A 21,692-nucleotide genomic window follows, 5' to 3' on the forward strand; every position below is an offset into this window, starting at 1 on the left:
GTTCTTTTACTTAGAAAGTTGGAAAACAAATATTGAGATGCCTTAATAAGCGATGTTCTTATGGATAATTAATATTTGACACTACCAACTCTTCAGATACAAGAAGTATACCAATGCCGAATTGGTATAACTTGCTACATGAGATTTTGCTGATTCAATATGAGCTATAATATTATCAAGGAGTTTCTTTGATAACTTGCTTTCTGGTATAGTATTATTTTTTATAATTTGATTTGTATCTATCACTGTGCGTCCTGGTATTTAGTTCCTATAATTCCCAGTCTCAGTACATTGCTAACCAAAACTGCAAAAAATCTGGAAGATTTTATAGCACAATTATCTTAACTATGAAAGTCATTTCTTAACTCGGTACTTTCTCCAACTTTGCCGCTCCCCGCACGATCTTTAGTATCAGGCCAAGTAATAGTATTTAGGCAACTAAGATATTATCATTTGATGCTACGTGTAAGATTTTGCTTATGCTCGTGTCTCAATTTATACTCAGTATCTACGATTAAATTTTTCTCATGATTAAACTCCTCGCGTGATTTTATATGCATTCGTTGCCTTATCTCACCATCTAACTTAATTTCAGCGAACTTATCCTCATCAATTTCTTGTTTGATCTCTATATCACGACTTAAATTCTTAATTTCCCAAATATTCCGCTTAGCATTTTTCCATGACACAATCTCACTACCATCTTTAGAATATACAGGTACTTTAATATCCCTTGTGCCTATTTTCTTTAGTTTAATCTTATCACCTACTCGTACATCATTGTTCTTGATCTCGGAGGTTATCTCCCCTTGCCCCACACAGTAACTTCTTTGCCATTATTAGTCCTGTAAACAAGGTAGTTATTGCGATCTTTTGTTTTATCAAGCTGATAGCTACCGCTTCCAAATTCTACTACTTCATATTCGTTTCTATTGGTCTTAGATGTTAACTCTTTCCATTCCCTATTTATCTCTTCTTTCTTAATGGTTGACTTAACATCATATCCGTAATCTTTAAGATTATTTGCAAAACGCTTCTTCATCTCATCATAATCTTTGTCACCGCTGATTCTAATTCTAGTGCCATCTGATTTGTTTACATTTATTATTACGTGGACATGTGGGTTTTTAGTATCCGTATGGTATGCCATCACGAAATAATTATCGGGATACATAGACGTTAATGTTTTTCTTACTGCTTCTAATGTATCATCCTTTGATACACCAGCTATCTTCGGTGGTGAAAACGTTAAACTTTTCGTTAAATCAATGCCGTATTTTTGTGGTAAAGATGTATGCATTTGCATAAATCTTATTGTATCCTCTATATCTTCCTTGCTACTTTGTTTAAGACCATCGTCATCTGATAATTCTAGCGTATAATCTCTGCTAATATACTTGATTGCGTTACGTATACCTGCTCGTGATTTAGCTCCTTTTGTAAACTTTACAAATACCTCTCTGCTACCTTTTATGCCGCTACTGGTATTGCCTTTTCTTTTTTGATTGATCTTATATGAAAATGTAGATTCACTCGCTTTTTTACTTCTCCTATACCTCCATTCTTTCTCTACATATACTTCCATTATACTTCCACCTATCTTGACTTCTTGTTAACTAAAAATCGTTCTTCACTTTCTTGAATTATTTTCTCTATTTGCTTATTTAATTTGAGTATATGACCTACTAAATCTTTGCACACATTTTTTCCTTCTTGATCTACTATACGACCCTCTCTAATTATTCTATTAATATTACGTCCTAATGCATTAATTGCATTTCTATTCTCTCTTAATTCACGCATCTCTTCGCCGCTTATTTTACCGTTTTTGCTAATGCTTCCTATTACGCGATATCTTATTTCTTGCGTTAACTTCCACCCGTTCTCTTGTGCATATTGCTCTAGTATTTGAACCTCATCTTCGGTAAGCCTTATTCTTTTTTCTGTGATCTTTTTTAAAGTAGTTTTGGTACTTTTCTCTGTAAGTAGTAGTTGGTCTGTAATAGTTCTTTGTTGTTTTAGCAACTCTACTATTCCTCTATTGACTGATATACTTTGATTAGACATATTCGCTTTTAAACTATTATACAAATCTTCGCTTACTCTTAATTTAATCTCTTTCTTCTTGCTCATTCCTTGTCTTTCTTTTGCCATTCTTGTTTTTTGCTATTCGTACAAACAATCTTTCTTTGTCTTTTGTACTGGTGCTTACATTCTGTTTTTATTCAATGAGAGCTTGCTGCAGGCTTTTCTAATTATATGAAATGGTGACATTTCTAGTATAATTAGTGCTACTTGCTTCTTCTTTACTGTTTACTTAATATAGATTAGAGCAAGGTTGGACGCAACAAATTCTTTGGTATGGAAGGAAAGAGGAGGGTGATTAAGGATGGATTGGTATAGGGGGTGCAGTCCTAAAAAAGACCCGTACGGGTCTTGAGGTTCTCTAAGCGAAACTATTGCCTTGCTGCCGTAGGCTCTCATTAATAATGATATTTTAAGTACTTTTAAAAAGTATCTTTATAGTTCATTACTTAAAGAATTCCTTTTTCTTATATTAATATTTCTAAAGTATTTCGTAGCCAACATGGTTGATAGCTTGCGCTCATCAATTAAGCAAGCTAGCTATCAACCATGATTGTAATATGTGCAACATTTACATGGCATCATAATGCACTTACTATTTCTGAATTATAACTCATAATTTTCTAACTTCTAAAGTTTAGTATACGAGGGGGCTTGCCGCCCACTCAAACTCCCCCGCAATATCTATAAGAAAGAATGATTTATTTAACACTTTTATTATAAAATTGGCATTTATTACTCTTTTTTCTAGAGTTATTTTCTGGTTTTGATATACTGTATGTATTGGGTAATACAAATATATTTCATATGGCTACAAAACCACTCGCAACTAGTACTAAGATTGCTAACCTTGCAAAAGTTAAACAACAACGTATTCAGAAGATTGAAGCGGAATTAAATGTACAGTTAACCTCCCTGCTAATTAAGAGAAAAGAAGAGATATTTAATATCTTTAATAGATTTTCTGCAGTAGATATTGATGATAAACTACTAATAGGCTTTCTTAAATTTATTACTCACAAAGATAATAAAGATCATCCTATTATTAAAGAGTTTCTAACGCTTGCTAATAAAACTAGATTACTGAAGAGAAAAGGTAATAATTAAGTTAATATTTGTATTAATATTAGAGGTATATTATGAGTAATGTGATTAATTTTCCAAATGGGAAAGAACGTATTACATTTAAGAGAAATATTGCCAACACAAAACGATATAATATCTTTAAATCAATACTGCAATTGGTCAGCAAAGCTATCTATGGCATCCTATTTACTATTAGACTAACCATAGCTACAACATTGCATTATTCGTTTTGTGTCTCTCTTAGTATTTTAAATAGTATGAATGTTTTTCTCTTCTTCTTTCTAGGGCTTTGTTGTATCATTAATTACTTCCATCTAGATAGGCATTTTATATCTCCTACTAACTATGCCACGCCTGTCTTTGTTGGATTCTGGATACTATCATGTGCTGCTCAACATATAGTTATCTTGATACAAGAACATATGCCTTTTCATAGAATTATGAAAGTCGTTAGAAATACTATACCTATACAAACCGAGCACAATTTTCAATCACAATATTATTAATACTAAATATGAATGATAAAACAGATAATACATTTTTCAATAAATCTCATGATAGACCAAGGCATGATGCTCTTATTCGCAAAGCTCTAGAGAACCCAATAGTAGCTAAGGAGTTCTTTGAGATGCATCTACCACGTGATATTAAGGCTATGTTTGCACCTCATACTCTTAATATGGAAAAAGAAAGCTTTGTTGAGCCCAATCTTCAAAACTCCATATCTGATATTCTGTTCTCGGCTAAGTTTAATGATGAGACTGGTTATTTATGGATTCTGTTAGAACATCAAAGTACTCCTGATCACTTCATGGCTTTTAGGCTATTTAAGTATATGATGGATATTATAGCAAGACACTTAACCCTGCACCCAAATAGTAAACATTTATCCTTTGTATACCCCCTCGTGTTCTACAATGGAGTAAAACACTATAACGCCCCTAGAAACTTTTGGGACTTATTTAAAAATAAACAGTTGATGCAAGATATTTGGAATAAAGACCATCAGCTTATTAATGTTCATGACATTCCTGACGATGAGCTAAAGAAAAAAACTTGGGCAGGGATACTGCAATTCTTCATGAAACATATACACGAGAGAGACTTACTTAAAAGATGGTATGAGGTAGCAGAGTTATTACCGGAACTTGCTAAAATGAATATTGGTATAGATTACCTAGAGCTGATATTAACCTATACATTGATTAAAATTGAAAAATCTGATAAAATAGAATTAGAAAAAATACTTAAAAGTCGTTTAAATAACCAGCAAGGAGAAAAACTTATGACTAGTCTTGCTCATCATTGGGAACAACAAGGTGTAGAAAAAGGTATGCAACAAGGTATGCAGATTGGTAGAAGCGAAGGCGTGCAGATTGGTAGAAACGAAGGCATGCAGATTGGTAGAAACGAAGAGAAATATGAAGTAGCTAAAAATATGTATAATGCTGGCTCTGATACTGACTTTATCGCTAAAGTTACTGGGCTTACTGTTGATGAAATCAACAAACTAAAGAATGGCTAGTAAAATACTATGCAAACTGCAAAATCTACATTAAAGCTTAAAGTACCAGTCAGTATTGTTACGCCAATCCTTAAAAAACAAGTGGTCATCTTCGATAAGCAAGTAGCACAAACACCAAATCCCGAGAGTGCCCAATTAACTGGAGGTAAATCCGTTAAACCTAGTATGGGTCATAATAAAGCTCAAGACGCTAAATTGGCTAAAGAACAAATTAAAGCAGAAAAAGCCAAGGCTTTAGCTCTAGAGCAAAAAGAAGCCCTTAAAACTAAACTCATGCGATGGAAAGATAAATCTAAACAAATCTTAAAATTACTACAAACAAAATATCCTCTATGCTTCTCTAACCCCGCAAAACCTCTTGCTATAGGTATAAGTAAAGAAGTTATAGAACTCGAGCAAGATAATTTCTCAAAACAACAAATTCGTAGATTCTTTAGAAGATATTGTTCTGATTGCAGATATAAAGAACTTCTTATTGAAGGAGCTCAGCGTTATAACTTAGATGGGACGAATGCTAGCTTAGTTACTAAAGAAGAAGTACCGCCAAAAACTAATAAATTCTCTAACCTTAAAAAATCTTAAATTTCTGTTCTTTACAGATATTCTTTTGATCATGATTTTATTGAAAATATTTAAGAAATATAATATGCAACCAAAACGCTCATACAATAATTCTCTGTCTTCATCGATGAAAATACAGATCCAAAAATAGACGGCATAGTTCCATACAATTATAAAAAACGACGTGAGGAATTAAATAAACTAGTTACAAATCACATAAGAAAACAACAGCAAAAATTAATACAAAAAAACAAAACTATAACAAAATAGGTTAATTTTTCATTAACATATTAGTATAGTATTAATTTATATCGCTATCTTCACCTATTAAATTAATATACCTGCAATTGCACTCGCATTCGTTACCGCCTTAAAATAAGTAGGTGCTGCTGTCGTTGCAAGCAACACATCCTTAAGGCTTGGATCACTATGACCGCTTGTCCCAAATAGATTATGGCTATCAAATACTTCTACTTCCCTACCATCTGTATTTAAATTTGTCACCGGTATCATTAAGCGTGATGTAGCCTCACTTAAACGCATATTTCCTAAATGATCATCTAAATATTTTCTCTAATGGCTTCTGACTATATTTATGCGTAAATACTTGTTTTACTCGGCTTAATAACTCATCTGGAAATATTTGCGGTGCTGCTTCCTTAAATATCTCTAAAGCCTCTTTGGCACTATATTTTGATATACTACTGCCTGGTTCTCTGGGAATATAGCTGAACCACTATAAAACAGTTATGAATAATAATTTCAAATACTGATTACTATTATCTTAGTAACGCACAAATCTATAACTAATTTATAGTGGTTTAGCTATAGTTAGCAAACCTGCTATTAATCCTCCAACGCTAGTGCCTGTTATTATTGGAAATAACTCCGTTATAGACTTACCTGTCCGCTCTTCTATCTCAGCGAGTACCACTAACTCTGCTATCCCTTTTACTCCTCCTCCTGATAATGATAATATCCGGTTGCTCTTCACAATCTCGGTCTCTATATTTGATTCTATATTTTGTTCTTTATTGCTCATTGCTTTGCTCCTTAAATTTATTGATTATTTAATAATTTCATATTCCTAACGTACTAACTCAAAATAGAGTATTCTACTGCAGCTTTCTTACCACAAAAAGCTACAGCAATTTTAAATATTTTCTTTATGTGAGGATAATTATCGATTGTAGTTCCATATTTTTTATCATTCATTTGTTTTAATCCTTCTTGAGCTATTTTGACTAATTCTTTCTCTTCTTTGCCTACTTTATACTCAATAATAAATGCTTTGTATCCTTTATCTCTTCTTGCAATAAGTCGGTGATCAAACCTGCCATAACCAGATTCTAAATTTGATTCTATAATGTAATTATGAGATAATGGAGCAAATATACCTCCCATTAAATTATGGTAATCACGCTCGCAATGAAAATCATGATAAGAGGTCGAACATATAAAATACTTCTTTAACTTATCAAAAAACTTACCTATCTCACCGTGAGTTAATAACTTTATGAAATCATTGTATTCACTCATAATCCTAACTCCTTACTGTTAATTTTAAAAATTGCTCTAGCAAAATTTTCTTGTGCTATATTTAATTCTGTCTCACCTGTTTTCATATACAATTCGATGCCTTTTCTTGATATACCAAATTTGTTTAATGTAGCTTTTAAAACATCTCGATTCTTAGCAGATTCTAATACAAATCCTGATTGCTCCAAATTATCTAATGTCTAACTTTCATCTGTTAACAGATAATCATTTGCATCTTTAGTACAGTATATTTGTATGTAATCATTGTGCCGATCTAGGTATGGCGTGGTAATACAAACTATATTCTTTCTCACTTCTTCTAATGATTTTGCATTTTTAAATAATACGCTTAGCTCTTGTAAAATCTCACTCATATGCATACTCCACACTCTTAATCCCACAACTACCCGCTAGCCTCCGTATCACATGCGAATAGTAATTACGCACCCAATCAGCCATAAACCTTGTTGGCATGGTAAGTAGTAGTAGGCTAGTTTCTTTGCACTCACTAGCTACTGCTTTCGAAAACCAAGCTGTATCTATGCCATTGCCGTACTGCAGTACTAGCGCCTGCCTTACTTGACGCCATACGCTATCTTCAGGAAGAGTGCTTAAAGGGGTGCTTCTTGGTTTACTGCAACTCAGATCAGATGTAGATTCACTTTGTGCTTCTTCTATATTTCCTTCTTCCTTCGCTACTGCTGCTGATATTTTCAATCCTGTCTTAACTCTATCAAGATAGCACTTATTATTGCCGTATACTGAACATACCTCGCTCGTTAATATCTCTCTTTGCATATCACTTAAGGCTAGATTCTCAGGAAGTAATATGGTTAATAACTCCTTACTACTACTTTCTATAAATCTTGCCTTTGTGAGAATCGAATATGATATCTCAGAGCTAAATCTCCCTGCTATCTTCTTTTTGACCTGTGATATCTTGCAAGTACCACTTGAACTCTCCACCTTGATTAAATACTGCTCGCACTCCAATACTCTTTTTTCCTGCTCGTCTATGTTACAGCTGAATCTGAAGCTGGGATTATTAACAAGCATAGCTTGATGGTTTTCTTCCTTTAATGCTTTGACCATGTAGCTAAGAAACGTAAATCTGTTCTTAAATCTTTTCTCAGGATATTTGATATAGAGCTTTAACAGTAACTGATTTGTGAAGTTAGTACCAAATTCTCTATTTGCTTTAAAGTTAAGGGTCTTTGCGTCTTTCTCTGATATTGGATAAAAATGTCTGAAGTCTTTATGTTTCCTGTCATTGCTTGCTTTAGTCTTTGGTGCTGTTTTCTTATGGATACCAATATTGGTAGAGTAAGAGGCTGTTTGCTTTGGAATGATAGTATTACAATTGTTTGGAATGTTTAGTTTGTTTTTTCTGTCAGAGATATCTTGGAACTGAAACGGTAAAGCATCCATAAAATCCTTAAATATATTTTTTAAAGATTTAGATGAAAGTGAGCTTTGCTCACTTTCCAAATGATCTGAATGTGAAGTTTGCAGAAATGTTTGTGGTTTTATCTGGTTATTTTTAGATAACTTATCTAGTACTTCATTTTTTTCATCTAGGTTTTTATTGATATTTGCATCTATATTTTTATTATTTTCTTTTATTATTATATCTTTATTATTAAGGGCTGTTTTTTTGATTATGCTAGGCTGTTTTTTTGACCATACCGTTTTAAACCCCCTATAAGTATCAGGAAAAATACAAGGATTAGAACATTGAAAAATATCATAATCAAATTCTGTAATTTCTGCTTCCTGAGAATGTATTTTTTTAGAAATAGGAAATACTACAGGATTAATAGATATGACAAAAATAGATTTGTCATATCTATTACAATCTATATCATTAGATTTAGTATATTTGTGCTCTACTTGTAAGAAGAAGCTATCACCTTGTTGTTTGACATATCTAAATATCCTATCAAGAGTACTACGGCTTATGTTATTTTTTTGTATTAACTCACTAGATGTAGCAGAAAAAGAAAGTATGTTAGAGCCACGAGAGTTATGCCTAAAATTCCTATAAGCAGACATAATACAGTTTAAGAAAAATAGCTTATATTTAGATGGTAAATTATTCTTAAACAAGCTTTTCATAAATTCAAGTTCAATGGGAACAAATAACTTAGTTCTTAAGATATGTTCTAAGTTAGATTCATGCTCTAATTTAGAGCTATCACTTACTTTCAAGTTAGCTGGTAGTTCTTTAATCCTTGCATACAACCTATCAGGAAGAACAGGTATTAACTTATTAGCCATGTCCATACCATTACTTCTTTTTCTTCTAAATACTTTAAGCATCTCTAAAGACTCAAGTTTAGCTGTCATCTTTAAAATAGTAGCTCTCATATTAGCGTCAGTTAAAGAATTAACAGAATTATGAGTATTGGCAGTAAGGTGAGTAGTATCACAAGAAGCATCAACACCAAGAAGTTTAGCAAGTTTCAAGGAAGGATATGTAATAAAAGTATTACCTTTGCTTAGTTCTAACTGATAGAGTGATACAATCTGCAAGAAAAATAATATGTCACGAGGTGACAAAGAAGAGTCTAAAGAAGAAGATTTTGTATTATTGAAGCTACCATTTCTTAAGAAAAGTGCATTATTTTTTACACTGTTGCTATTATGCAACGAGAAATTAAATAATTCTTGCACTAAATCAGGATATAGTAAGGTATATTGATTATTATGAGTAGTTAAGGAATTAACACTACCGTAACTAGTAGCACTTTTGCCCTTGTGATGGGCTATATTGCCTATGTGCTGTAGGGATGTATAATTATTATTGAATGATTGTATGTTTTGTGTTATACTCACTGTACATGGCTCCTAAGGTTATGTAAAAGTTAATATCAGTAAGTACTAAAAACTTTCCAGGTTCAGTACTTACTGATTAAATTTTTTGTATAAATTGTTACAGTAACATATTTATAATTTATTTTCTATAAAAACACAAATAGCTTTTTCCATAATTTTCTTTTTACTTCTGTTTGGTAATGTTTCCCAATATTTTTTATGATCTTGTGTTACCCTAATACTAAGTTCAATACAATCATCATTTTTTTGAATATATTTGTGTGTGTTTATAGGCCCACTAATCATTAGTTTTTCTACAATAAATCTTAGAATATCAGAAATAGAATTGAAAGTGTAATCAGAAATATTATGCATACCTAACAAATAATTTTGCAATGTATTGTATAGTGTTGTATTGATGCGTAAAGAGATAATTTGATTTCTATTTTTTTTACCAATTTCCTCATAAGATTTATGTACAGCTTTTTTTTCTTTTTTTGCTAATATTTCCATACTCATCCTTTAAATAATTGTTCTTCTATAATAGTAAAATTACTCCTCAATTCATTTAATACTTTTTCATTTTTTAATGTACTAAAATAATTTTGTGATAATGCATTCAATAATGCAGGATATACCGCAGGACGATTCCCAAGACCAGGTAATATAATCCCATTACTTTGTTCTTGAATTATCTTGTCGACTTGAAAAATGCCTTCTTTCTGCTCATTCGTTATCTCAAGTCTGTTTGGAAAAAAAATTGTTTTTTTCTGTATTAATGAATTAACAGAAAGATACCAACCAACTACGATTTCCAGATCGGCAATATGTGGTTGAAATGGAATAATAATTAAATCAGATTCCCTAACATGCTTTATCAATCCAGCTCCCGATGTTCCTGCAGTATCTATAATTAAAACCTCAGGATTATTAATAGTGCAAAAATTAAAACCACTACTTTTGCATTTTTCTATCCATGTAGATATTGTTCTATTTGGATCGGCATCAAGAATATTTATGGAAAAATCTTTATACAAAAACCATTGTACTAATAGGGCAGATATTGTTGACTTTCCAACACCCCCTTTATCACCAGTTAAAGCTATTCTTTTCATATTACAAACCCATTACGATATTTTACCTTACTTTACAATACAAATAACATAACAAAAAAACTTTTATGCAGCAACCCTACCTATCATCCTATCTATAGAAACATTAAAATAATTAGAAATCTTAAGTATCATATCACTATTCATAACTTTACGTGAAACTTTTCTATGGACAAAATTATATAAAGAGTTATAGCTAAATCCGAGTTCTATACTTAATTTGTGAATATTGATATTTTGCTCCTGTAATTTTACTAAAAGAAAATTTTTAATATTTAAATTTATTATCTCTTGATTTACAATTAAATTGTAGTTATGCACCCCATAATAAATACTTTCTCTGCCTAGTACTTCATCTATAGAGCAGTTAAAAAAATCTGCAATTTTAATTATTGTAATAATAGAGGGATTATTATTAAATCCTTTAATAATATGAGTAATGGTGCTGTAAGGTATTCCACTTTCTAGTGCAAAAGCTTTTCTATTTATATTATTATCTTTTAAGTTCCGTTCTAAAAAATTTTGAATGTTTAAAATAATCATGGTTTTAAAAAAAATATTGTTACGGTAACAATTTTTGTTGACTACCTATATATTTAGTACTACTATACTGTTAGTGGTTCTGTCGCATCTGTAACCCATGGCTGGTATTTTCACTAAAATCTAGGATTTTAGATATTATGCTGCCATTAGCATTTGAAAATTCTCGAAAGTAGAGACATGCTCATTAGCTCCTACTATTTGTCCTTTTTGAATCATACGGATATTTTCTATACCAGCAATAGTAATCTTAGCACTACGAAAACTCTTAAAACCAAGCATTGGCTTAGTGCGCTTCTTAATAAATCTATGATCTTGCTCTATCAGATTGTTCAGATATTTATTTTGAAGTATTTTTATCTTTTGTTCTTTAGGTAAGTTTTTATTAAAGTCAGTAAGAGCAGAAGTATTACTACCACTCTTATCTATTACTACTTTCGCAGGAAGATCGTGATGCTTAAATGCTTTCCTAAAAAATGCCTTCTATCAATCTATAACAGCTATAACTCAACTCATAGATACCTTATTACTACCTCCAAAAAAAGAGCTTTTTCACACTCTCAACTTCCCATTACAAAAATTGTAGGGTACTATGGTAAATCTACCATAGCAAATATAATTTTGCGTGGATGTATTTGCTTAGATACTAAATTTTCTATATGTTCTTCAAATAAATCTTTGTTTTTATTAAACGGCTTATAGTTAAGCATTGCTAAAATTTCTGATTTATGATTCAGGCGTATTCTTTCAGCATAATTATTAAGTCCAGTCAAATTTATACCAAGAAGTTGACTTACAAATAATGTATCATTGTCATTATATTTATGATAAAACTTACCTGTAGCCTTTAAATAGCCTAATTGTAGAACAAAGCCAACTTTGCTATCATTAGCATTTAAATTGTTTAGCTTAACTTTTATTGACGCAGAAATATTAAAAAACTTGTGTCTTTCTTCATCATTAAATAAGGGAGCATTATCAAATTTCTTAATTTCATACGGTGATAAAATTATGATCCTACTCATTCTTCCTCACTGATTCTATCAACCGCTTCATTCAAATCAGAATAAGAAGGATAGCAATATATTTTTGTAGTATCTAATCTCTCATGCCCAGCTAACATAGCAATTTTCTCAAGACTTACACCACTATTTACTAAGTTTTTACAAAAACTATGACGCAAATCATGTGGACTAATATCTGATAGCTCAGTATTGGCTAATATTCTTTTTATCATCAATTGAATTCCTCTGGGCGTTAGATTACCACGTTGTCCAATAAAAATTTTATCACTACTACCAACATTAACGTGATAATCTATAGCTTCAAAAGCTAATCTTGCTGACTTATTCAAAGGTATTTCTCTAGATTTATTACCTTTGCCATAATTGACAATAAGGCTACCTTTGCGATCGGTTATGGTAATATGCTTCCATTTTAAATTACAAAGTTCTTGTATTCTTAATCCTGTATTTAGTAGAATTTTTATAATTGAAATATCTCTTATTTTACCATATTTTTCAAAATGCCTTAGTAACGAGTTCTGTTCAAGTTTATCCAACCACCTAGCTGTAATAGAGTGCTCTTTGACAAGTTTTGGAAATGGAAATCGATAAGCCATTTTCTTAGTATTCCATCCCCATTTCATAAAATATTTCAAACTTAATATTTTACGGTTTATTGTATTAGGCTTAAATTCATTATCTATTAAATATTGTTTATATAACCTAATATCTGTTGGAGTAATTTTATTAATAGTAAAGGAGTAGTGATTTACTTTATTAAACCAACGGGCAAAAATAATAAGATCATTTTTATAACTAATCAAATGTAGATTCTGATTTACTAAGATTTTTTTGGTACTTTATAAAATCTTCAATTTCCTTTATTTTGGTCATAACTTATTATACGATTAGTTTTTATACAGATAATTTATTATAAAATACCATTTATACGATCAATTTAGTAATATTACAACGCATAATAATACTTATGCGATCAGAAAATCGTAAGATATAATTTTACCAAAATACCTCAAAAACTGACCCAAAACGTCTGCTAATGTCGGATTTGGCACCCACTTGTCATATTACCCAAGTATGTTTCTTACAAAAATCTTAAAGAAGTAGCAACTGACTTAAAACAAATCTATACAGCAAATAATGAGAATATGGCTAAAAATATTTCAAACTTAATATTTTACGGTTTATTGTATTAGGCTTAAATTCATTTTAGCATTAGAAGAGTTTGCTAAAAAATGGGATAGTAAATACCCAGTTATTTCTGATATATGGAGACGTAATTGGAGCGGTATAGTACCTTTCTTTGCTTTCCCTAAAGAGATTAGAAAGGTCATCTATACTACCAATACGATAGAATCGGTAAATCGACAAATCCGTAAATCCGTAAAATTATCAAAAATAAAGGGGTTTTCCCAGATGATAAATCTATCACTAAAATTATCTACTTAGCTCTTAAAAATGCATCTAAAAAATGGACAATGCCTATTAAAGAATGGTCTCCTTGCTTTGAATCAATTTGAGATACTATGTGGAGATTTTAAATATGCATTATTAGAAAATGATTTTTAACAACTTACACAAAAATTATGATTGACTCGTAAGATCAAATCTTGACTTCTATACTTGACGGTGCCTCATACATCTAATAATCAGTACTATCACTGGTAGATCCTAGTGTACTGGTTTCATAATGAACAATTTGAAGAGCAGTATCTATTGTTTTGATTTGGCTAACATCATAATTTATATCTTTGAGTGTTTGATATTTACTACTGAGTAAATCACCTAACTTTTTATGCATGGTATTATCTTCTTCTAATGCTTTTTTTGATTCTATTATAGCGCCTGCAAGAACACGACATTCATTTGCCTTAAGTTTAGGATAATTTGGATGCTCCTTAAATTCTTGATCAAACTTTTCATTATCAATTGCATTAAGCAGTTTATCAAACTTCTCATTAAAACCACAATCAATATACCCGGATAGTACTATTTTCTCCGCCTCATAAAAAGCATATTTTCGAGCATTGTCAACTTTAGGATTATCATTTACTAAACTTTCTTCTACCCATTCTGTTACAGATTGCACATCATTGCTTTGAACTTTAGAAGCTAAAAATTCAACATACCCTTTTTTTAGAGTACTATGTGGAACATTTTTATACATATAATTAACCTCATTAATTGTTATAATTACAAATTATAATTGTCTTCTATAATTTCAGATTCACCTAACAGATCTTCAAAATATCTAGAACATTCATTTTGTATTTCATCTATCCATTTATCATCTAATTGTATCATACTTTCTGTTGCATATCTTACTTTTACTAACTCACAGAATGCTTGAAGTATTGTAGCCCTTTCACATTGTGCTTTATCGAACATACATCCGATCTCTAATTCCCTAAAAGGTAAAAGAGAAATGATAATATGATTAACAACCTTGTTCTTTAATGCATTTATAGTATCCTCATTACTCATTTCCATACGAAATATTGCATCATCATTATAGCCTTTCCTAGAATTATATTGTAACTCCCTATATTGTTTTCCATCTTGCACAGAATATTCTGCTGTTTTCTTGCCGCTAGCAGATGGATATACTGTTATTATTTCATTACCTACCTGTTGTTTAGGTACTAATACTTTTTGCTCTAAAGGTTTAAAATCAAACACAGAGTATAAATGTTTCGCTATATGATATTGAAACATATCCATCAAATTACTTTTAATATCAATCTCTTCATTATACTTGTCTTGACACTTAAGATTTTGCTCATTTACTTTAAAATTATATTTCTCGTTATATTCTTTTTGATATTTTTCATCCTCTTTTTCTGTTTTATGTGATATCGATGTTAACTCACGTTTAACTAGTAAACTTATAATCTTTAATACTTTTGCTACTTTTTTTACTGTTGCTCCCTCATTATCAACAATTCTAATACATTGATCATACTGTGATATCCATGTCTGATCATTCAATTTTTTAGTTATTTCTGCATGAGAATATACTTCATATTCTTTATTTTGTGGTTTTTCTGCATCACTGCTACTTTGATATACACGAATTTCGTCTTTCACAGAGTTGCCTTCTTCAGGAAAAGCAGCATATTTTTCTTGATTAAATAATGTTAATATTATCCTTGCAATTCCTTCACAGACTATTGTTACAGTGTTAACATCTTTTAGATCCAATATTTCTTCAATAAGATATTTTATACCATAAGTAATATATTTTTCAAATTTAGTACTAAAATCTCCTTTAGCCTTATCTTTTTCATCTTGAGAAAAATCTTTACATTTTTCAAATTGTTCTATAAATTTCTCATTATATATTAAGTAGTATTCATTACTAGTTGTAGATAATTTGAATCTTTCAGATTCTTCATTTTGTGGTGTAATATTAGATACTACTTTAGAATACTGATCTGCTGTTAAACAGATACCTTGTTTATTTTTAAGTAGTGGTTTAATAGCTTCCATTATATCATTTATATATGTTTTATTTCTAGCATCACTTTTTACTTGCATGATCATTTCCGTAATAGCATGTTCTATAAAAGAATATGGCGTCACATGGCGCATTTGTTTTGTTGAGCTTCCTAACACTTTAGGACGACCCACTATGGTAGTTTGATTATCACATGGATTATTAGGATCATCATTAATTACAATATCTACTAATACATCTTGACTCATGTCTATTTTAAACAACTTTTCTATAAAGTTATTTATGTACCATTTTTGTTTTTTTATAGCTTCTGGATCTCTTGTCTTGCAAATGTTTGCTTCTTGTACAATCTGACTTACTTCTATTATTTTCCCTACTACACTTCTCTTTAAATCACTATCTTGGATACTGTCATATTGGAAATCTAATATTTTAGTCAATTCTTGATATAACTTTGTATTTGTAGATAAAAACCTTTTCTGCTCAAGACACACATCTGATAATATTTCACATACCAATTTCTTTAATTTCTTATTTTCACAAGCATTCACTGCATTCATAAATGATTTAATACTTGCAATATTGCCTTGAGCAATATATTCAGCAAATATTATCTTCTGAGCCTTAACAAAAGCTTGCTTAAAATCTAATTTTGATGATGGAATTAATATATTCTTGTTTATCCAATCGGTAATAATCTTTTGTTCATTCTTATCTAACTCTTTAGATATAAATCTAATAAGACCACCTACGACTACTGTATTATATGGCATAATACCTCTCTTTTAAATATTATTATAAGTTTGTCCTACGAAAAATCAAAATCATACTGTTGTACATCATTACCCAATAAATCTATTCCTTTTAAAGCATCTACGATTTTTGTATTAAATTGATATTCTAAGTCACCAGACCATTTTTCGTCTAAAATATCAGGTGAATTATAATCTGCCTTCAGTAATTTACAAAAAGAGTTAAATATTTGTTTTATTGGTGATAATTGTTCCTTATCCCGTTCAAAGGCAATATGAGAACGTAAGTATGCAAAAGGAGATAACAGTATGGAAATATGAGCAATAACTTGTGTTATTAATTTCTCTGGTTGAATATCAGATTTATCTATAACAGAGTATAGTTCTATCCCTTTCCCTGTAGCAGAAGGATAGACTTTAATAGCTTCTGTTTTCTCTCCTTCTTCTTGTGTAGATACTAATATACGGTCACCTTGTCCTAATGATTGAAAATCACATATAAAATATAGAGCTTTAGCGGTATGAAAGTGAAATGCTTTATATAAATTCTCATGTGATAAATCTTCATTATAATCTTTTAATGTAAACTCACTTTCATCATCAGATTCACTTTCATCATATTTATTTATTAATTCTCTGATGTCACGATTATAATTACCATTATATTGTGATAGCAAATCATCAATTTTACCATTATTCTGACACAAACTATGATTCATTAATTGCTCTATTGTATCTAGTGCTTGTACCGACTTCTCAACTATTGTTTCCTTATTGTCAATAATTCTAACATATGGACCTTTAGTCTCACCTATTATTTTTTTATAATTTGTTCTAGTAATGTATTCGACAGTATCCTTATTAGGTAGTTTGACTTCTTGACCATAGACACTACGTGCCTCCTTTACTGTTTTGTATAAGAAGATTTGCTTGAATAGAACATTATTCTTCTCAATAAGATATCCTTCTTGATCAAAGATTGATGCTATAAATTTTGCGGTGAATTCACAATTATCCAGACTATCAAGCATTGTTTGCTTTAGACCATTAAATACATATTTAATATATCTTTGAAGATGAAATATATAATTTTCTTTTGCTACTGATTCATTATACTCTGAACCTATCGCTTTGATGTCCTTTGTGGTAAGTTTATTTAACTTCTTAATGACGCTTGTATTAGTAGTCAAATACCATGTGTCTGTATTATCTTTTTTTGTAATAATCCTTAAATCAAAAAAGTCTTCATCTAATGATATATTCTGCTTTGTAGTGTTATATTCATCTTGTGTTAAACATAAACCTTGTATTTGCTTTGATATAGCTAGTATATAATCTATAAAAGTATTTAGTATATAAACCTTGCCAACTGCTAGTACATCTTTTATTTGGCTCTTAAGAGCTTTGCTAATAACCATGTATGACGTAATATTATGCATTTGTTCAACTGACTTACCAATAATTTGAGGACGACATACTGTTATTTGAGAATTACCATTCTTATCATTAATCGTAATATTCGCATACTGATTATCACTAATCTCTATTCCAAATAATTTACTTAATAAATCATCTATACGATATTTTAGATCCGATCCTTTATTTATATCAGAACCTGGATTAGATTTATCCCATCCTTTAATAACATGTACTTCCATTCCTTGAATCACTTTGGCGTCATGTGCTTGACCACCATTGGATATCTCAGCATGAGAAAAGTGTATTCCTTGATGATATATAATTGCTTCTTTTTTGTTACCCCACAATGTCTGATTTGTATTATAGTTACCTAATAATTCTAGATTAGGATTAATAATGTCTAGTGTGTTACTTACATTTAGTATAATTCGAATCTTGGCTAAAGAAGCTAAAATAGGTATTTCCTCAAACATGACATAATGGCTATTCTGTTGTATGTCTTGCAAATATTTATGGTAAATAATTGATTTATTAATTGGAGAGGCAGTTTGATACTTGTTCAATAAGTCTTGAGCCGAGAAAATCTTCTCTAACCGCTCCCGCAATTCATGAGGCATATTTTGATCTTCTAGAGAATCAAATTGTTTCAAGAAATTATACCACTCTTGTCGCATATCCCGAGCATTATCAGTTTTATAATGATCAGAATTAGTTCTATTGCCAAATACGGCATGGAAAAAACAATTACCATCACCTATTGTAGCATATATCTTAATTTGTACTTTATTTGCGTCATCTGCCCCTTGTCGTTCCTGAATTCCTTGACGAGGAGGAGTAGCTTTGCTATCTTGCTTTTTTGCCTCAGGACTTTCTCCTGTGGGACCTGATGGAGATCTTTTCTTTGTCATAAAACATAACCATAACTGATGTTTTAGTATTTATATCAAAATAATTACAGTTCACGTTATAACAATTTTTTAGGTAATACAATAAGTTTCTTATTAATGTATCCACAAGACCAACTATATTGTGGCTTTGATTATAATGGTATAGCATAATCCAATATTTCCAACTTTTGACATTTGTGGGTTTACCTCCTCAGGTCAGGATCAATTTTTCTGAGGCAATTTTTTCTTGTCATTTTTTCCATAAGATTGTCATTATCTTTAGCTTTTCCTAAAACACTCACATCACAATCTTGGATTGTAACATTATTTGCACCTGTGACCGTAAGGTATCTTAGAAATTTAGTGGTCACTAAATACGCAGTACCGCCTGATATAATTGCTGAAAATAATACCACTAGACACATGTTCTTCAGAAAACCAATATTACTACATTCTGTAACATGAGCAGCACTAGCAGAAAGTTTTTTACTATATTCATCTAACTTTTGATCAAGCACACACTGGTTAATTCTTTATTTGCAGCCACAGTATCATTATGTGCATTGTTTAATGCTTGTAGCTTTTCCTGATATACATCATCAATATGTTTTGCCATATTAGGCAGAATATTACTGATTTCTTTTTTTAGCTGTTCCGGCAATATAGTTAAAACTCCAACTTCATTTTGCAGTATCTCATATTGATTTTTTTGGGCAGCAATAGTTTCGTCAAACGTTCTAACCGCATCATTAAGTTGGTCTGCACTACTAGATAGAATTTTACTCAATTCTTGCTGCTGCTTCTCTAGTGCTTTAGTAGTAAAACTAATCTGATTCTTTAATTTATTCACTGTATTGGTATTAATGCTGTGTTCTGTATTGAGATCAGTTGCTAATTGCGATGATTCTACACTATTTTCTGTATTTTGGGTATTTTCCTCTACCTCTACTATATTTTGTTTTGCCTCTGAAGTTCGGTTTTGATTATTTGATTCTTTTATCATATTTATCCTCATTTTTATTGTTAATATTTATGCTTTAGTTTCATTGCAAAGTGATTTTGCTTGGGCGTGCCTCTTCTAGTTCTTTTGCATACTCTTCATCAGATATTTCATTAATATCGTGACCAGTACTCGCCATAGAACCTAGTTGGGTATTTTCCAGCCGCTTGATCATTACTTAGTATTTTGTTTTTTAATTCTTGCTCTAATGCTGCTTCTTTAGGCAAATCCAAAGGAATATAACCTTTGTTTATACACACTACCTTTGCTGGAGAAAGTTGTAGCTTTGTTATTCGTACTTGCGGATCAGGAAGACCTACAAAACATTCAAGATCCTTAAGGCTTGCAATATCGTTCGTTGTGATTAAGGATTTTCTTTTTTCCTGCTCTGTATATGAAACTCCATCTCTATGTTCGTGTGCTCCTATGAGGTATTTTTTTGTTGTGACTGATATTCAATATTTCCAAAAATATCAGTAATTAAACGAGCGGTACTTGGATCGGTATTTCTAAAAATGAATTTGGTGGCGAATTGATCGAATAAGCTACTTCCTGCATAATGACCATATTTGTCAAAGATTTGATTTAAAGACGGTTCTGTCGCATCTGTAACCCATGGCTGGTATTTTCACTAAAATCTAGGATTTTAGATATTATGCTGCCATTAGCATTTGAAAATTCTCGAAAGTAGAGACCATAGTACCCTACAATTTTTGTAATGGGAAGTTGAGAGTGTGAAAAAGCTCTTTTTTTGGAGGTAGTAATAAGGTATCTATGAGTTGAGTTATAGCTGTTATAGATTGATAGAAGGCATTTTTAATATAATCAAAGCCATAAGTAAATAATGAGAATAGTTGTTTTTCAATAGTTTTATAGCTTTTTATACGAATTGGATTTAGTGCATTTTGTATTAATCCATTCTTAACTATTAAGCCTGAAGTGATAGCAGCCACCACCAATAATTTCTCAAATCTATCCAAATTTACTAAGTGACTTTTTTCAATATCAAAACCACCACTTTTAAGATGCTTAAACAACCGTTCTATTGACCATCGATATCTATATAAAGCGAAAATATCAACTTCAATCTCAATGGATGATACCAACACCATTAGTTCACTTTTATCGTTTTTATATGCAGCAAAATTAACTTTTTTATCCCACAATACACCGCTACAAACCTTATATTCTAAAGCTTTAAGATCATTAAATATTTTTACAATGGTTATAGTTTTTAAACTTTTTTCAAGGCGAATTTTGTTATCTCTTTTTAAGGGAATAGCAAATTTTATGTGATTATTTATCAGAAAATTTAACCATTCTTTATTCATAAATTCCCGATCAGCCAGTAGATACTTTATTTTTGCAACACCCAAATTTTTAATAAATTTCTGTAAAAATTCTTCCATCAATTCTCCAGAACATACCCCACTATGCGGTAAAGATTTCCAGTACACTGGCACTGATATTTTACCAATTATAATTACTAAAAATAAAATATTAATATCTGATTTCCCAAATTTCCAGTTTGTTCGATCTATTGCTACAACATAATTTTCTATACCAAAAAAGCTTAATATCAATGATGCAACTTTCATATAATCAAAAGTAAATTCTTTCAAAAAACGATAAATCCTATGGGTTTTTGATGATATTTTAGCATTACCTACAATACCAAGGGCTAAACCTTTTTGATAAATAGAACTTCCAGTCATTAGACTGATTATCATTCCAGACAAACATTTTAATCTTGATTTATTTCCATCTATATATAAAATTAATTCTCGAAGTAGTATTTGGTGCATTGTTTCCCAAAAATATCCACCTTATACTACTTTATTACCCTTTAAATCAACCTTTCTTCAACATCTCTACAAAATTGTAGGGTACTAT

The 21,692-nt window shown here is 30.8% G+C and carries 22 protein-coding genes and 5 pseudogenes; 5 read left to right on the forward strand and 22 right to left on the reverse strand.

What is annotated here, in order from left to right; genetic code table 11:
- Positions 1-449: 449 nt before the first annotated feature.
- The 3 genes from SB78_RS00005 to SB78_RS00015 are packed head-to-tail and all read right to left on the reverse strand — an operon-like array spanning position 450 to position 2,154.
- Positions 450-818 (reverse strand): hypothetical protein, encoded by a 369-nt coding sequence (locus SB78_RS00005; protein WP_041078764.1) that lies wholly within the window; start codon positions 816-818, stop codon positions 450-452.
- Entirely contained in the window at positions 800-1,585 is a 786-nt protein-coding gene (gene mobP1, locus SB78_RS00010) for a MobP1 family relaxase (RefSeq protein ID WP_041078765.1), read from the reverse strand. The genes SB78_RS00005 and mobP1 overlap by 19 nt, the downstream gene beginning before the upstream one ends.
- A gap of 11 nt (positions 1,586-1,596) precedes the next feature.
- Entirely contained in the window at positions 1,597-2,154 is a 558-nt protein-coding gene (locus SB78_RS00015; protein WP_041078766.1) for a hypothetical protein, read from the reverse strand.
- Between the two features lie 738 nt (positions 2,155-2,892).
- On the opposite strand from SB78_RS00015, the gene SB78_RS00020 reads away from it, so the two are divergent.
- The 4 genes from SB78_RS00020 to SB78_RS00035 are packed head-to-tail and all read left to right on the forward strand — an operon-like array spanning position 2,893 to position 5,278.
- Positions 2,893-3,192, forward strand: a complete 300-nt coding sequence (locus SB78_RS00020) for a hypothetical protein (RefSeq protein ID WP_041078767.1) — start codon at positions 2,893-2,895, stop codon at positions 3,190-3,192.
- 32 nt (positions 3,193-3,224) lie between these two features.
- Positions 3,225-3,677, forward strand: a complete 453-nt coding sequence (locus SB78_RS00025; protein WP_041078768.1) for a hypothetical protein — start codon at positions 3,225-3,227, stop codon at positions 3,675-3,677.
- Positions 3,678-3,685: 8 nt separating this feature from the next.
- On the forward strand, positions 3,686-4,696 hold the full coding sequence (locus SB78_RS00030) for an Rpn family recombination-promoting nuclease/putative transposase (protein ID WP_041078769.1): 1,011 nt from the start codon (positions 3,686-3,688) through the stop codon (positions 4,694-4,696).
- Between the two features lie 9 nt (positions 4,697-4,705).
- Positions 4,706-5,278 carry a ProQ/FINO family protein gene (locus SB78_RS00035; RefSeq protein WP_041078770.1) on the forward strand — a complete coding sequence of 191 codons (573 nt, stop codon included), beginning with the start codon at positions 4,706-4,708 and terminating at the stop codon, positions 5,276-5,278.
- A gap of 306 nt (positions 5,279-5,584) precedes the next feature.
- On the opposite strand, the gene SB78_RS00040 is transcribed toward SB78_RS00035, so the two are convergent.
- From SB78_RS00040 to SB78_RS00090, 11 genes and pseudogenes are all read right to left on the reverse strand, one after another.
- Positions 5,585-5,800, reverse strand: a complete 216-nt coding sequence (locus tag SB78_RS00040) for a patatin-like phospholipase domain-containing protein (protein ID WP_052458480.1) — start codon at positions 5,798-5,800, stop codon at positions 5,585-5,587.
- A gap of 286 nt (positions 5,801-6,086) precedes the next feature.
- Positions 6,087-6,299: pseudogene (locus SB78_RS00045) on the reverse strand (patatin-like phospholipase family protein); the annotation flags it as partial.
- Positions 6,300-6,352: 53 nt separating this feature from the next.
- Positions 6,353-6,796 (reverse strand): PD-(D/E)XK nuclease domain-containing protein, encoded by a 444-nt coding sequence (locus SB78_RS00050; protein ID WP_041078771.1) that lies wholly within the window; start codon positions 6,794-6,796, stop codon positions 6,353-6,355.
- Positions 6,793-7,176 (reverse strand): annotated as a pseudogene (locus tag SB78_RS10410) (DUF1828 domain-containing protein). Before SB78_RS10410 ends, SB78_RS00050 begins: the two are co-directional and overlap by 4 nt.
- The gene (locus tag SB78_RS09820; RefSeq protein ID WP_041078773.1) at positions 7,163-9,631 is read right to left on the reverse strand and encodes a DnaA N-terminal domain-containing protein; all 2,469 of its coding nucleotides are present in this window, start codon (positions 9,629-9,631) and stop codon (positions 7,163-7,165) included. The pseudogene SB78_RS10410 and the gene SB78_RS09820 overlap by 14 nt, the downstream one beginning before the upstream one ends.
- Before the next feature lie 111 nt (positions 9,632-9,742).
- Positions 9,743-10,123, reverse strand: coding sequence for a hypothetical protein (locus SB78_RS00065; protein WP_146624975.1), 381 nt, complete (start codon positions 10,121-10,123; stop codon positions 9,743-9,745).
- 2 nt (positions 10,124-10,125) lie between these two features.
- Positions 10,126-10,725, reverse strand: coding sequence for a ParA family protein (locus SB78_RS00070; RefSeq protein ID WP_041078775.1), 600 nt, complete (start codon positions 10,723-10,725; stop codon positions 10,126-10,128).
- 63 nt (positions 10,726-10,788) lie between these two features.
- Positions 10,789-11,265, reverse strand: a complete 477-nt coding sequence (locus SB78_RS00075) for a helix-turn-helix domain-containing protein (RefSeq protein ID WP_052458482.1) — start codon at positions 11,263-11,265, stop codon at positions 10,789-10,791.
- Between the two features lie 135 nt (positions 11,266-11,400).
- Positions 11,401-11,742: pseudogene (locus tag SB78_RS00080) on the reverse strand (DDE-type integrase/transposase/recombinase); the annotation flags it as partial.
- Between the two features lie 110 nt (positions 11,743-11,852).
- Positions 11,853-12,287: a DUF4158 domain-containing protein gene (locus SB78_RS00085; protein WP_041078776.1), complete on the reverse strand. Its 435-nt coding sequence runs from the start codon at positions 12,285-12,287 to the stop codon at positions 11,853-11,855.
- Entirely contained in the window at positions 12,284-13,090 is an 807-nt protein-coding gene (locus SB78_RS00090; protein ID WP_041078777.1) for a tyrosine-type recombinase/integrase, read from the reverse strand. The genes SB78_RS00085 and SB78_RS00090 overlap by 4 nt, the downstream gene beginning before the upstream one ends.
- Before the next feature lie 409 nt (positions 13,091-13,499).
- On the opposite strand from SB78_RS00090, the pseudogene SB78_RS07340 reads away from it, so the two are divergent.
- Positions 13,500-13,804: pseudogene (locus SB78_RS07340) on the forward strand (transposase); the annotation flags it as partial.
- A 122-nt stretch (positions 13,805-13,926) separates the two neighbouring features.
- Here the strand turns inward: SB78_RS07340 and SB78_RS00095 are convergent.
- The 8 genes and pseudogenes from SB78_RS00095 to SB78_RS00115 form a co-directional block, all read right to left on the reverse strand.
- A complete protein-coding gene (locus tag SB78_RS00095; protein ID WP_041078778.1) occupies positions 13,927-14,451 on the reverse strand; it encodes a hypothetical protein in 525 nt (174 codons plus the stop codon).
- A gap of 26 nt (positions 14,452-14,477) precedes the next feature.
- Entirely contained in the window at positions 14,478-16,514 is a 2,037-nt protein-coding gene (locus SB78_RS00100; RefSeq protein ID WP_041078779.1) for a hypothetical protein, read from the reverse strand.
- A gap of 35 nt (positions 16,515-16,549) precedes the next feature.
- Positions 16,550-18,820, reverse strand: coding sequence for an OTU domain-containing protein (locus tag SB78_RS00105; protein ID WP_041078780.1), 2,271 nt, complete (start codon positions 18,818-18,820; stop codon positions 16,550-16,552).
- A 182-nt stretch (positions 18,821-19,002) separates the two neighbouring features.
- The gene (locus SB78_RS07345; protein ID WP_241773624.1) at positions 19,003-19,317 is read right to left on the reverse strand and encodes a hypothetical protein; all 315 of its coding nucleotides are present in this window, start codon (positions 19,315-19,317) and stop codon (positions 19,003-19,005) included.
- Positions 19,299-19,802: a hypothetical protein gene (locus tag SB78_RS09825; RefSeq protein WP_199402663.1), complete on the reverse strand. Its 504-nt coding sequence runs from the start codon at positions 19,800-19,802 to the stop codon at positions 19,299-19,301. Before SB78_RS09825 ends, SB78_RS07345 begins: the two co-directional genes overlap by 19 nt.
- 40 nt (positions 19,803-19,842) lie before the next feature.
- Positions 19,843-19,974, reverse strand: a complete 132-nt coding sequence (locus SB78_RS11370; RefSeq protein WP_277813920.1) for a hypothetical protein — start codon at positions 19,972-19,974, stop codon at positions 19,843-19,845.
- Positions 19,913-20,379: pseudogene (locus SB78_RS08935) on the reverse strand (type IV secretion system DNA-binding domain-containing protein). The gene SB78_RS11370 and the pseudogene SB78_RS08935 overlap by 62 nt, the downstream one beginning before the upstream one ends.
- A 124-nt stretch (positions 20,380-20,503) precedes the next feature.
- Positions 20,504-21,604 (reverse strand): IS4 family transposase, encoded by a 1,101-nt coding sequence (locus SB78_RS00115; protein ID WP_062638844.1) that lies wholly within the window; start codon positions 21,602-21,604, stop codon positions 20,504-20,506.
- Positions 21,605-21,692 lie beyond the last annotated feature (88 nt).

Source organism: Rickettsia asembonensis (assembly GCF_000828125.2).
Taxonomy (GTDB): domain Bacteria; phylum Pseudomonadota; class Alphaproteobacteria; order Rickettsiales; family Rickettsiaceae; genus Rickettsia; species Rickettsia asembonensis.